This is a genomic window from Microbacterium sp. PMB16 (assembly GCF_051294855.1).
Taxonomy (GTDB): Bacteria; Actinomycetota; Actinomycetes; order Actinomycetales; family Microbacteriaceae; genus Microbacterium.
On record NZ_CP145908.1, the window covers coordinates 542,164 to 554,680 of the forward strand.

General features: G+C 69.4%; 10 protein-coding genes. 2 read left to right on the forward strand and 8 right to left on the reverse strand.

The features are described 5' to 3' along the window. Positions 1-63 precede the first annotated feature (63 nt). Positions 64-1,431 (forward strand): DNA repair protein RadA, encoded by a 1,368-nt coding sequence (radA, locus tag V5D55_RS02740; protein ID WP_435747418.1) that lies wholly within the window; start codon positions 64-66, stop codon positions 1,429-1,431. Positions 1,432-1,471: 40 nt separating this feature from the next. On the opposite strand, the gene V5D55_RS02745 is transcribed toward radA, so the two are convergent. The 5 genes from V5D55_RS02745 to V5D55_RS02765 form a co-directional block, all read right to left on the reverse strand. Continuing rightward, positions 1,472-1,882: a dehydrogenase gene (locus V5D55_RS02745; protein ID WP_435747420.1), complete on the reverse strand. Its 411-nt coding sequence runs from the start codon at positions 1,880-1,882 to the stop codon at positions 1,472-1,474. Between the two features lie 370 nt (positions 1,883-2,252). Next, a complete protein-coding gene (locus tag V5D55_RS02750) occupies positions 2,253-2,909 on the reverse strand; it encodes a hypothetical protein (protein WP_435747422.1) in 657 nt (218 codons plus the stop codon). A 71-nt stretch (positions 2,910-2,980) separates the two neighbouring features. Further along, positions 2,981-4,012, reverse strand: a complete 1,032-nt coding sequence (locus V5D55_RS02755; RefSeq protein ID WP_435747424.1) for an ABC transporter permease — start codon at positions 4,010-4,012, stop codon at positions 2,981-2,983. Then, positions 4,009-5,508, reverse strand: coding sequence for a sugar ABC transporter ATP-binding protein (locus tag V5D55_RS02760; RefSeq protein ID WP_435747426.1), 1,500 nt, complete (start codon positions 5,506-5,508; stop codon positions 4,009-4,011). The genes V5D55_RS02755 and V5D55_RS02760 overlap by 4 nt, the downstream gene beginning before the upstream one ends. A gap of 83 nt (positions 5,509-5,591) precedes the next feature. Then, the gene (locus V5D55_RS02765; RefSeq protein WP_435747428.1) at positions 5,592-6,632 is read right to left on the reverse strand and encodes a substrate-binding domain-containing protein; all 1,041 of its coding nucleotides are present in this window, start codon (positions 6,630-6,632) and stop codon (positions 5,592-5,594) included. A gap of 245 nt (positions 6,633-6,877) precedes the next feature. On the opposite strand from V5D55_RS02765, the gene V5D55_RS02770 reads away from it, so the two are divergent. Further along, the gene (locus V5D55_RS02770) at positions 6,878-7,768 is read left to right on the forward strand and encodes a helix-turn-helix domain-containing protein (RefSeq protein WP_435747430.1); all 891 of its coding nucleotides are present in this window, start codon (positions 6,878-6,880) and stop codon (positions 7,766-7,768) included. 1 nt (position 7,769) lies between these two features. Here the strand turns inward: V5D55_RS02770 and V5D55_RS02775 are convergent, their stop codons facing one another. The 3 genes from V5D55_RS02775 to V5D55_RS02785 all read right to left on the reverse strand — a co-directional run bounded on the left by V5D55_RS02775 (position 7,770) and on the right by V5D55_RS02785 (position 12,362). Beyond that, a complete protein-coding gene (locus V5D55_RS02775; RefSeq protein WP_435747432.1) occupies positions 7,770-8,720 on the reverse strand; it encodes an aldose 1-epimerase family protein in 951 nt (316 codons plus the stop codon). Beyond that, the gene (locus V5D55_RS02780) at positions 8,707-11,697 is read right to left on the reverse strand and encodes a DUF5107 domain-containing protein (protein ID WP_435747434.1); all 2,991 of its coding nucleotides are present in this window, start codon (positions 11,695-11,697) and stop codon (positions 8,707-8,709) included. The genes V5D55_RS02775 and V5D55_RS02780 overlap by 14 nt, the downstream gene beginning before the upstream one ends. A 164-nt stretch (positions 11,698-11,861) precedes the next feature. Then, a complete protein-coding gene (locus V5D55_RS02785; RefSeq protein WP_435747436.1) occupies positions 11,862-12,362 on the reverse strand; it encodes an amino-acid N-acetyltransferase in 501 nt (166 codons plus the stop codon). Positions 12,363-12,517 lie beyond the last annotated feature (155 nt).

The following is a 12,517-nucleotide window of genomic DNA, read 5'->3' on the forward strand; positions in this document are numbered from 1 at the left end:
CGTTCGGCCGTGAATAATGCCCTGGCCGATAGGGATGTCCGATCCCGGCGATAGCCTGGACGCATGGCCACCCGGAAACCCGCTCCTCCCGCGTACGTCTGCACGGAGTGCGGGTGGACGACGGCGAAGTGGGTGGGGCGCTGCGGCGAGTGCCAGCAGTGGGGAACCGTGCAGGAGCAGGCGGCACCGACCGGCATCCTGCGCCGGATCACCGCCCTCGCACCGACCACCGAGCGCGCCGCCCGGCCGATCACGCAGATCACCACCGAAGACGCCCCGCGCCGCACCAGCGGCGTCGGCGAATTCGACCGGGTGCTCGGCGGCGGCATCGTCCCCGGGGCCGCCATCCTGCTCAGCGGAGAGCCCGGCGTCGGCAAGTCGACGCTGCTGCTCGAGGTCGCCGCGCAGGCGGCGCGAGCCGGACGACGGGTGCTCTACGCGAGCGCCGAGGAGTCACCGGCGCAGGTGCGACTGCGTGCCGAGCGCACCGGTGCCCTGCACGACGAGCTGTACCTCGCGAGCGAGACCGACCTGGCGACCATCCTCGGTCACATCGACGAGGTGCAGCCGCAGCTCGTGATCGTCGACTCGGTGCAGACGGTGTCGTCGTCGCTCATCGACGGGGCCGCCGGTCAGCCGAGCCAGGTGCGCGAGGTCGCATCCGCTCTCATCCGGGTCGCGAAAGACCGCGGCCTGCCGATCATCATCGTCGGCCACGTGACGAAAGACGGCCAGGTCGCCGGTCCCCGCGTGCTCGAGCACCTGGTCGACGTCGTCTGCCACTTCGAGGGCGACCGCGAGACCTCGCTGCGCTTCATCCGCGCGCTCAAGAACCGCTTCGGCCCGACCGACGAGGTGGGCTGCTTCGAGATGACCGGGGCGGGCATCTCCGAGGTGCCAGACCCGTCAGGTCTCTTCCTGTCACAGGGCGCCACGGCCGAAGGCACCTGCGTCGCGATCTCGCTCGAGGGGCGTCGCGCACTGCCCGTCGAGGTGCAGGCGCTCACCGTGCCGTCATCCGCCCCGAACCCCCGGCGCATCGTGCACGGTGTCGACTCGTCACGCGTGGCGATGGTGCTGGCCATCCTCGAGCGACGAGCCGACGTCAAGACGAGCAACCTCGACGTCTACGTGTCGACCGTCGGCGGCGTGCGTTTCACCGAGCCGGCCGCCGACCTCGCGATCGCGATCGCCGTGGCGGGGTCCGTGAAGCGCACATCGGTGCCCCGCACGGTCGCGGCGGTGGGCGAACTGAGCCTGGCCGGAGAGATCCGCCCCGTCACCCAGGCCGCGCAGCGCCGATCGGAAGCCGCACGCCTCGGCTACGAGCAGGTCGTCGACGATCGCTCGAAGACGCTCGTCGGAGCGCTGAGAGACATCAAGGCTCGCGACCGCTCACCTCGCGAGCAGCGCGACATCCCGCCGTTCTGACCGGCCCGCACACCATCCGGTCCCTGAGCGTGTCGACGGGCTACGCGTCGAGCGCCTTCAACAGCTCCGCCGGTTCGGCCTGCATCGGGTGGGGACCGGCGATGTCGAGGAATACCGTGGTGATCGGATGCGCGGCGAGGAACTTTCGCAACCAGTCCGCCGTGAAGATACCCACGCCCGGCGGCAGGTTCGCCGGCTTGTGCTTCGCGTCGCTGAAGAGCAGCAGAGCCAGGTCGCCCGTGTTCGGGTCGCGGTAGGTCCACACCTCGCCGCTGTCGAGCGGGTTGTCCCGCGCGCCCGGCTTGATCAACGGGACGACAGTCGTGCCGTGCCGCAGTGCCAGAGCGACGGCCGCGACGTCCTGCTTCTCGAGAGCCAACGCCAGCGCTTCCGATCGGAAGTCCTCGGGTGCGGGCTTGTTCTTCGCGGCCTTCGCCTTCTTCGCTGCCATGTCTCCAGCCTATTCACGGGCGCGGCGCAGAGTGCGGCATCCCGCTGAAAGCGAAACCGGCGGGGAAAAGATTGGGGCCCTCTCGAGTCCCACATTGGGGACTGGGGTACTCGAGAGGGCCCTCCGACTCTCGAACGGCGATGTCGAAGCGCTGGGGACGCTGTAGTTCGACGCCACTGGGGATGGCATGTGCCGCTAGTGCGGAGAGTCACTCAATGGTATCCCAAAGAACTACAGCTGTCTGCACCCAGTACACGAATCCTCTGACATCGATGTATTCCGAACAGGGAAATCGGTGCCAGCGGAGCTTTCCGAAGTGTTCGCTGCGTTTCGCGACGAAGTCCGAGACGCCTCCGTGGCGCGAGGCGGGTCAGTACAGCAGAATCTGCTTGGTCGTGAGGCTCTTGAAGCCGCCGATCGTGACCTCGACGTGGTACGACGCGCCTCCGCCTGGGGCACGCTGACGGTTCTCCTGGTCGCAGGTCTCGACGCTCGAGCGCGTACGGTCCCAGGTCACCGGCTCCTTGCTGGTGACCGTGGTGCCCGCGGCGAGCGTCGCGATCATGCTGCTCGGATTCTCCTGGCAGTCCGTCGAGCGCCACCACACGTCGGATCCGCTCGAGACGGTGAACACCTGAGTGGTCGACCCCACGTCCATCGTGCAGTCCTTCTTGCCCTTGTTCGTGAGCGAGATCGACAGCTTCGGCGTGACGCCGGACGCGTAGGAGTCCGAGTCGGAGACGGCCGACACCTCGATGTCCTTCGCCGCGCATGCCACGATCGCCGGGGTCGCCTCTCCGGACGGCGTCGAGGAGGGTGACGGCGTCTCCGCATCCGGGTCGGGAGACGCCGACGGAGTCTCCGAGGCCGTGGCGGAACTGCTGGGTGCCGGCCCCGTGCCGGCGCTCGCCCACGGCCGCGCGATCAGGAGCCAGGCCGAGACCCCGATGAGGGCGACCAGAAGGATGAGTCCGATCAGGAGCACCAGCCGCCGGCGACGATACACGGCGGCGGAGTGGCGAGGCATGGCTCCAGGCTAAGCGATCGACCCGGTGAACTCCCGGCGACCGACCGCACGGTCGTGACGAGCCACGCGAATCAGCCGGGGATGCCGATGCGGCGCTCCCCGGACCGCAGCTGCTGGATGACCACCGCGATCACGAGCAGCGCCCCCTGGGCGACGTTCTGCCAGAACGAGTTGACCCCGAGGATCGTCATGCCGTTGGTCAGCACGCCGAGCAGGATCACCGCGAGGATCGTTCCGGAGATCGTCCCCTTCCCGCCCTTGAGTGCCGCACCACCCAGCGCCGCCGCCGTGATCGCCTGCAGCTCCAGCCCCTCAGAGCCGGAGATCGGCTGTCCGGAACCGGTGCGGGCGGTGATCAGGATCCCCGCGATCGCCGCGATGGCTCCGGTCACCATGTAGACGCCGATGATGTAGCGGTTGATGTTGATGCCGGCGAGCCGCGAGGCGATGTTGTTGCCGCCGACCGCGTAGATGTTGCGGCCCCAGGTCGTGTATCGCAGCACGATGTGAGCGAGCAGCGCCACCACCAGGAGCACCAGGATGAGCGTCGGGATGCCGCCGATACCGCCGCGGGCGAGGAAGACGAAGAACGGGTCGGCACCGGTGTAGCCCTGCGCACGCCCGTCGGAGATCAGCTGCGCGACGCCCTTGAACGCCGCGAGCGTGGCCAGCGTCGCGATGACCGGGTTCACCCGCCCGAAGACGATGATGCAGCCGTTGACCAGACCGCAGAGCACTCCGATCCCGATCGCACCGACGACGCCGACGGCGGGCCCGGCCGCGGTGAACAGCATCGCGGATGTCACCGACGTGAGTCCGGCGATCGATCCGACCGAGATGTCGAGCGCACCGAGGATGATCACGATGGTCTGGACCACGGCCAAGAGGCCCATGATCGCGATCGCGGTGCCGATGACCTTGAGGTTGCCGACGCTGAAGAACAGCGGGTTCTGGAATCCGATCACGGCCACCACGAGCACGATCGCGATGATGAGCGAGATGTTCTGCGCCCCGACTCCGCTGATCAGCCGCGAGACGGGCGAGGCGCCCCGGGGCGGCGCAGCCGCTCCGACCGGCGCGGTCTTCACACTGTTGTCGCTCATGCGGCGACCTCCTCGTCCATCGCGAGCGCGAGAATGCTCTCTTCGGTTGCCTCGGCACGCGGGAGCTCTCCCGTGATGCGGCCGTGGGCCATGACATAGATGCGGTCCGAGACGCCGAGCACCTCGGGAAGTTCGCTGGAGACCACGATGACCGCGACACCCTCGTGCGCCAGGCGGTCGATGATCGCGTAGATCTCCGCCTTGGCGCCGACGTCGATCCCGCGGGTGGGCTCGTCCAGCAGCAGGAGCTTCGGCGTGGTGGCGAGCCACCGCGACAGCACGACCTTCTGCTGGTTGCCGCCGGAGAGCCGCCCGACCAGCTGTTCCGGGCTCGGCGTGCGGATGCGCAGGGACTCGATGTAGTTCTGTGCGAGCGCCGACTCCGCGGCATCCTTCACGAAGATCCACCGCGACAGAGAGCGGAGCACGGCGAGGGCGGTGTTGTCGCGGACGCTGCGATCGAGCAGCAGCGCCTCGGCCTTCCGCTCCTCCGGGGCGAACCCGATACCGGCCTGGATGCTGTCGCGAGGGCTCCGGAATCGACGCGCGGTCCCGTGGACGCGGATCTCGCCGTCGGTGACCAGCAGATCGCCGGCGATGGTCTTCATGAGCTCGCTCCGGCCGGCACCGACGAGACCGGCGACGCCGACCACCTCGCCGGCACGGACAGTGAGCGAGATGTCCTGCACGATGTCGTTCGACACGTGGTCGAGCTCGAGCACGACGTCGCCGAGCGCGGCGGGCTCGCGATGAAAGAACTGGGTGAGGTCGCGGCCGACCATCATGCGCACGAGCTCGTCGTGATCGGTCTCCCCCACCGCCTTCGTGCCGACGTAGGCGCCGTCGCGCAGCACGGTGATGCGGTCGGCGAGCTGGAAGATCTCTCCCATGCGGTGCGACACGTAGCCGATCGCGACGCCGTCCTTCTGCAGCTGACGGATCAGCGCGAACAGCAGCGTCACCTCTTCGTCGCCCAGGGACGACGTGGGCTCGTCGAAGCAGATGACCTTCGGCCGGGCGATCACGGCGCGCATGATCTCGACGATCTGCCGCTGCGCCGGTGAGAGGTCGGCGCCGAGGGTGCGGGCATCGATGACCCGGTCGAAGCCCCAGCGCCGCAGCTCTTCGGTGGCGGTCTTCTCGAGCTGGCCGCGACGGAATGCCACCGGGCCGAGCGCGCCGATGTAGATGTTCTCCGCGACCGATACCCAGGGCACGATCTCCGGCTCTTGAGCGATCACGCGCAGCCCCGCGTCGCGGGCATCGGCGGGACCGGTGAAGTCGACCGCCGTACCGCCCAGCTGCAGCTCGCCCCCGTCGGGACGGTAGTCGCCGCCGAGGATCTTCAGCAGCGTGGACTTGCCTGCGCCGTTCTCTCCCATGAGGGCGGTGACCTCGCCGGCGCGGAGCTCGAGGTCCACGCCGCGGAGAGCGTGGACGGGACCGAACGACTTCGTGATCGCGTGCGCCCGGAGGGCGACGGCCTGCTCAGTCATGCGTGCCTCTCATGATGTGGTGTCGATGTGCGATCGGGGACAGAGGTGGGGACGGCCGCGTCCGCGGCCGTCCCCCGATAGCGTCAGGTGCAGACGACGCCCTTGTCCTCCCAGTTGGTCGCGTCGACGATCTCGGTGTTGGCGACCGTCTTCGGCGGCAGCTCCGTGCCGTTGCGCAGCAGGTCGACCATCGAGGTGACGGCGGCCTTGCCGACCTCGACGCCGGAGATGAAGAGGGCCGACTTGTTGCCCGTCTCCTGGCCCGCGTTCCAGTCCTTGCAGGTGAGGTAGGCGCCGAGGCCGACGCCTACGATGTCGGCGGGCGCGACGCCCGAGTTCTGCAGCGCCGTCACGACGCCGGTCTCGTTCTCGTCGTTGCAGCCCCAGACGACCCAGTGCTTCACGCCGGCGTTGGCGGTGATGATGGCGCCCGCCTTGTCCTGCGCGTCGGTGGCCGAGTTGTCGGTTCCGACCTCGATGACCTCGGGGCCGTCGGGAATCGCCTCGGAGAACGCGGCGACAGCGCCGTCGACTCGCTCGACGCAGTTCGGCTGGTCCTGCTTGTAGGCGGAGAGGATGCGCGTGTCGGCAGCATCCCATCCGGCTTCCTCGAAGAGGCGCGCGGCTTCCGCGCCGACCTTCTCACCCATGGACGTGCCGTCGAAGCCGGTGAAGGCCGCGGCCTCGCCCTTGGCGTCGACGATCGGGTCGTCGGCGGCCATGATCGGGATGCCGGCGTCGGCGGCGAGCTGGATCACCTGCGGGCCGATCTGCGTGTCGGGCACGACGATGATGATCGCGTCGACGCCCTGCGCGATGGCGGCCTCGACCTCGGAGATGGCCTTGTTCGAGTCGGTGCTGACGTCGACGACATTGATGGTGACGTCGCCGTCGGCCTTCGCGGCCTCCTTCGCGCCGTCGGCCTCGTCGATGAAGTACTGCTGGTCGCCCTGCTTCTGGATCAGTGCGATCGTGAGCGGGCCGTCGGAGGCGCCCTTGTCGCCGCCGCCTGCCGGCTCACTCGATTCCATGCCGGAGGTACAGGCGGTGAGCGCGGCGAGAGCCAGGACGGCGACCCCGCCCGCGGCAGTTCGCGCCCAGAGGCGGCTGCGTGTGGCGAACATTGAGACTCCTTCGTCTTCGTGCGATGGCCGGTCGTGGTGACCGGATGCTGTGTGGAACAGATCGAACGTACATCGCCGACGCCGCGACGCTGGAGGACGATCAAACGGATCACATGGACTTTTCTCTGGCACCATTCTCGATTCGTCGATCCGACCATCTCGCGGTGACGACCGGAACGCGGCTACCCTGACAGCACCACCCTCGCGACAACGCCGTCGAGGACCACAGGAATTCGGGATGCATCATGGACGACTCGCCTATCGAGCTCGAACCTCACTACCGCATGGAGGGGTTCGAGCATCAGCGCCTGTGCGTGCTGCCGAGACCGCAGGTCGAGACGGCGCTGGGTGCCGCCGGGACTCGCCGCCTCCTCGTGACCGACGCCGGCTACTTCCCCACCGCGCGAGGTCACCGCCGGGTACGTCCGCGCGGCTGCGCCGAGACGGTGGTGCTGCTCTGCGTCGCCGGCCGCGGCACCGTGACCATCGCCGGGGAGGCCCATGTGCTCACGGCATCCGGTTCGATCGCGATCGCCGCCGGGGCGCCGCATTCCTACGAGGCGTCGGAGGACGACCCGTGGACCATCTGGTGGCTGCATGTACGAGGGACGGATGCCGCGGAGCTCGCGGTGCAGACACTCGGGCGGCAGAGCCCGGTCACGAGGCTCCGCTCAATGGACCGGGTCGTGGCGCTCTTCGACGAACTCGTCACCACGCTCGAGCGACGGCTCTCACCTCCGCAGCTCCTCCTGGCCTCGGGCGTCGCCTGGAACCTGCTCACCCGGATCGCGGCCGACAGCATCCTCCCCAATGAGGGCTCTGCGCTCGAACGGGCCATGCGGTATCTCGAGGCGCGCGTCGACGGCAATATCCAGGTCAGTGAGCTCGCCGCACTCGTCGGCATGTCGCCCTCGCACCTGAGCGCGCTGTTCCGCGAGGCGACCGGCAGCGGGCCCGCCGCGTTCCACACGTCACTGCGGATGACGCACGCCCGGAACCTGCTCGACACGACGTCGCTGTCGGTGCGCGAGATCGCCGCGGCCGTGGGCTACGCGGATCCGCTCTACTTCTCGCGGCACTTCCGGCGGCTGCACGGACTCAACCCGACGGGGTATCGCGCGCTGCACAAAGGCTGACTCAGGGCCCGACGCGGCGGATGACCCACCCGGCGCCGACCGATCCGCCGGGCGGGACGACGAGCAGGTCGCGCTTCGAGTTGAACGCGTCGGGCGGGCAGGTCATCGGCTCGATCGCGACGCCGCAGCGGAACCCGTCGCCCGCGCCGTGGTCGCTCGTGTAGACCTGCACCCAGGGGCAGCGTTCGTCCCAGACGACCTCGACCCCGGTACCGTCGTCGGCCAGGAGGCGGGCCCGCGCGAGTCCGCCGCGCCGAGCGAGCTCCGTGTAGGCGTTGTTGACCTCCGTGGCGCCGATGCGCCGCGGCTGTCGGAAGTCCCGACCTCGAACGGCGGCATCCGACACGGGCACGCTGCGCTCGGGCAGCATCCGCTCCTCGGAGACGAGCAGGATCTGGTCGGCATCCACTTCGAGCGTCAGGTCGTCGATGCCGCGCTCACGGGGATTCCCGACGACGAGGTACGGATGCCCGCCGAGACCGATCGGGGCCGGAGCCGTGCACTCGTTCGTCGCGGTGATCTCCTGCCGAAGTCCGTCGGGGCTGAGGCGGAACTCGGCGTCGATGCGCACCCGCCACGGATACCCGGGCTGCGGCGCGATCACACCGGTGAGCACCACCCGGTCTGGCGTCTCCACAGCAACCGAGATGTCCGTCCAGGCGATGAGCCCGTGCGCGGCGTTCCCCGTCTCGGGCTCGTTCTGTAGGAGCCGATGGATCTCCCCGCCGAACTCGTACTCCCCGTCTGCGAGCCGGTTCGGCCAGGGGGCGAGCAGCGCTCCCCGCATCGACGGACGGATCTCGTCCACGGCGAACGGCACGACGAGGTCGGCCCCCTCATACTGCAGAGAACGAAGGGTCGCCCCGACGCTCGCGATGTGCGCCTCGTACGGCCCGGAGCGCAGGACGTAGGGGGCACCCGAGAGCGGGACCGGCACGTCAGCCGCCGTCACCCGCGTCGTCTTCACCGACCTGGTTGAACAGCAGCAGCTCCGGCAGGCTCGTGGCGAAGTAGTCGGTCACTCCGTCCTCCCGCACGGCGACCGGCGCCACGTAGGCCGCGCGCGCCTCTCCGAGGGTGGACGGCGGGTCGGTGCGCGGCAGCCCCAGCGCGTCGAGCGTGAGGTCCCATGTCGCGATCGCCTGGCCCTCGCCGCCCTCCCACGGGTGGAACGGACGGGTGAGCAGGATGCGGTGCGCCTCGGCGGCGGCACCCTCCGCGACGAGGAGCCGCGTGTAGGCGATGGCGAAGTCGTCGCGCGTGAGCACGAGGTCTTCCACGGGGCGCAGCGCGGCGAGACGCCGCGCGCTGCCGTGCCCGAGTCGTGCGGCGAGCTGGTCCTGCTCGTAGCGGATGCGCGCATCCGTCGGCGCCGCCTCGACAGCCCGCTCGTACAGCCGCCACGCTCTCTGCTCGTCATGCTCGACGTTGTACGCGGCGAGCGCGGCGTTGCGGAACAGCACGGGATCTTCGCGGCCGGCCTCGATCGCGCGGTTCCACGCGGTCGTCGCGTCGCGTCGGCGGCCGTGGCCGTACAGCAGCATGCCGAGCAGAGAGAGAGCGACCGCGTCGTCGGGCTCTGCGCGCACGGTGCTCTCCAACGCGTGCAGGGCGTCGAGGCCGGCGGGGAACGCCCACCGCTGCTCGGCTTCCCGAGCCTGAGAGCGCGCGAGCGCTGCGGCGTCCAGGTCTCCGCGGCCCTGGTGGATCTCGGCAACCAGGTAGCAGGCGAGCGGACGCACGTTGCCCGAGCGGCGAACCGGTGCCGCGATGACAGTCTCGAGGACCCGCAGTGCGTCGTCGGTCGCGCCGGCCCGCTTCAGATCGAGAGCGACGTCGAGCAGGATGCCGGCGTCGTCGGTGACCTCTCGGCCCGCCAGCATCCGGAGCGTCGCGTCCAGCGGATCGGCGACGAGCGCCTCCCGTGCGATCGCGACGCCCGCAGCTTCGTCACTGCCCGCACGCAGGATCAGGGCACGCAGGGCGCTCCGGCGGGTATCGTTCCCGACCACACCATCGAGCGTGTCGAGCACCCTCGTCGCCGCACGAAGCTGCCCGGTACGCAGGAGCGAACGGACGAGCTCCACACCGGATGCCGCTGCCCAGGTGCCGTCCCATCCCGCCTTGCCGAACATCCGCTGCGCCTCGGTCTCGCGCCCGAGGCGGGCGAGGATGAGCCCGGCCAGGTAGTAGGCCTCGGTGTCGGTCGGATTGGCGTTGCGGCGCGTCAGTCGCGCGATCGCTGTCTCCGCGTGGACGAGGGCCGTGTCGAAGCGACCGGCTCGGTACGCCCGATCCGCGAGCGCGAGGTTCGTCCGCGCATCGCCCGCGTCGCGGGTGAGGGCGGCCCGCCAGTACGGCAGCGGCGACCGCGTGGGATGCCGGTTCTGCTGCAGGTGGAGCCCCGTGAGGTACAGCTCCTCGACGCTGTCGATCTCGTCCGGCAGCGGCGGCTCCTCGGCGACCCAGGGCTCTTCGTCCGCAGCATCCGTCGGGGTCCACCGCACGAGCACGCGACCATCGGCGTCGAGCAGCTCCGCGGTGATCGCGTCCGATGGCGCAGCATCCGATTCGAGAGTCACGGGGACGCCGGGAACCAGGTCGGCCGAGGCGCTCGCCACGACGACACCACCGTCGAGGATCCGCAGCGTGACCCCATGCCAGCGGCTCGTGACCGCGAAGTTCGCCGACACCCGCTCGCCGCGCTCGACGTGCACGGCAGCATCCGTCGTCGCCTGGTGCGCGGCGCCGATCGCCGGGATCGGGTACCAGTACTGCGAGAACACCTTCGTCTCGCCCGGCAGTAGCCACGCGAAGTCGGGCTGGTTGTCGGTGTAGACCCCCGCCATGAGCTCGACGTACGGGCCGTCGCCGTCGGTGAGCTGGTCGTCCCATGCGTGACCGAAAGGAGCGTCGCCCCACGTCCACTGCTTCTTTCCCGGGGCCAGGCGACGTTCGGCCCAGTGCACGAAACCGGCGCCCGCGGCGTGGTCGTAGCCGCCGAAGAAGTCCTGCTGCGAGTCGACGATCATGTACGACGTCGGCACCGGGATGTTCCGATAGAAGTCGATGCGGTCGGCGCCTTCGTTCTCGGCCGCGAGCGCCGGGTAGTCCACGCCGTAGTACGGGCGATCGGCCTCGGGGAAAGCGGTGAGCGCGCGGCGGGCATGATCGGCGACGTACCGGACGTCTTCCGGGAAGAACGACTGATAGTCGTCATGCACGCGCGCGGCGACGTTCGCCCACCACAGGAACGTCTGACGCTCACTCGTGCGGTTGTGCAGTCGCACGACGAGCTCGACGACCGAACTCCCCGCGCGTAGGCGGATGCCGTGCTGCGCCGACATCCGGGTGAACGGATCGTGATCATGGCACCAGACCGTCACCGACCCGTCATCGCTGTTCTCGATCGTGGTCTCCACGGGCAGGTACGTGCCGGGGCGATGGTGCTGCGGCCAGTTGAACTCGACACCCCCGCTGATCCACGGGCCGGCAAGGCCGACCAGCGCCGGCTTGATGACGTTGTTCCGGTAGAAGAAGTCGTAGCCGGTCGTCTTGTCGTAGCCGATGTGGATGCGCCCGCCGAGTTCGGGGAGCACCACCAGCCGCACGAACTCGTTCTCGAGGTGGATCGCCTGCCACTCGCGCACGACGCCCTCGTCGGCGATCTGCTCGGTGAACGGGATCGGATACACCTTGCCGCTGGACCCCTGATAGACGCGGTGGTCGAGATACAGGGGGTGGATGCTCGGCTCGGCGGCCTCGTACGTGCGGATGCTCAGCGGCTCGCTCCACGCGATCGCGACGCCGCGATCCAGGTCGGCGCGCAGGGCGCCGGTCGCTTCGGGCAGGACGATCCTGTCCACGCCGCCGGCGAACGGATCAGAGTCGGCCATGGTCGATCCGACGTCGGCGACATCGATGTTCATCCGTTGAACCTCCGTGCAGGTGCGTGCCGTCGGCGCACAGCAGCCGACGACAGGACGCGAAGTCCTGCGACGAAGCTATCGCCGGGGAGCGGCGCACCCTATGGCCTGAACAGGGAAGAACATGGACGAAACGATGGATCACCCGGGATGGATGCCGCGTCGGGTCAGAGCACCTTGAGCATGCGGGTGTTGCCGAGCGTGTTGGGCTTCACGTGCGCGAGGTCGAGGAACTCCTCGACACCGGCGTCACCGCTGCGCAGCAGCTGCGAGTACACGTCGGGGTCGACGACCTGCTCGCCGATCGGGGTGTACCCGCGGCGGCCGAAGAACTCGACCTCGAATGTGAGGCAGAACAGCCGGCTCAGTCCGAGTGCGAGAGCGGTCGCCTCGAGGTGGTCGACGATGCCGCGTCCGACGCCGTGGTGCAGCCAGTCCTCGCGCACGAGGAGCGTGCGCACCTCGCCCAGGTCCTCCCAGATCACGTGCAGTGCGCCGCATCCGATCAGCTCTCCGTCGGCCTCGGCCACGACGAACTCCTGCACCGCGCCGTAGAGCACCGCGAGGTCCTTGCCCAGCAGGATGCGCTGCTCCACGAGGGGCTGCAGCAGGTTGCGGATGCCGACGATGTCGGCGCTCCGCGCCGGACGGACGATGTACTCACTCACAGCACCAGCCTAGAACCCGGCGGCTGGGAACGTCTCGGCCCGTGCGTGCACGACTGCGGAGCCGGCGGGCGACGCGCCGGGCGCGCGGGCTCCTCGGCGGCGTGTCGCCCGCGAACTCCGAAGTTGTGCACGGCGGGCGGGCGGGGGGACAGGAA

What these genes read in the sequence shown, in the direction of transcription:
- radA (WP_435747418.1), top strand. Translation starts at nt 64, where the DNA reads ATGGCCACCCGGAAACCCGCTCCTCCCGCGTACGTCTGCACGGAGTGC.
- V5D55_RS02745 (WP_435747420.1), bottom strand. Translation starts at nt 1,882, where the DNA reads ATGGCAGCGAAGAAGGCGAAGGCCGCGAAGAACAAGCCCGCACCCGAG.
- V5D55_RS02750 (WP_435747422.1), bottom strand. Translation starts at nt 2,909, where the DNA reads ATGCCTCGCCACTCCGCCGCCGTGTATCGTCGCCGGCGGCTGGTGCTC.
- V5D55_RS02755 (WP_435747424.1), bottom strand. Translation starts at nt 4,012, where the DNA reads ATGAGCGACAACAGTGTGAAGACCGCGCCGGTCGGAGCGGCTGCGCCG.
- V5D55_RS02760 (WP_435747426.1), bottom strand. Translation starts at nt 5,508, where the DNA reads ATGACTGAGCAGGCCGTCGCCCTCCGGGCGCACGCGATCACGAAGTCG.
- V5D55_RS02765 (WP_435747428.1), bottom strand. Translation starts at nt 6,632, where the DNA reads ATGTTCGCCACACGCAGCCGCCTCTGGGCGCGAACTGCCGCGGGCGGG.
- V5D55_RS02770 (WP_435747430.1), top strand. Translation starts at nt 6,878, where the DNA reads ATGGACGACTCGCCTATCGAGCTCGAACCTCACTACCGCATGGAGGGG.
- V5D55_RS02780 (WP_435747434.1), bottom strand. Translation starts at nt 11,697, where the DNA reads ATGAACATCGATGTCGCCGACGTCGGATCGACCATGGCCGACTCTGAT.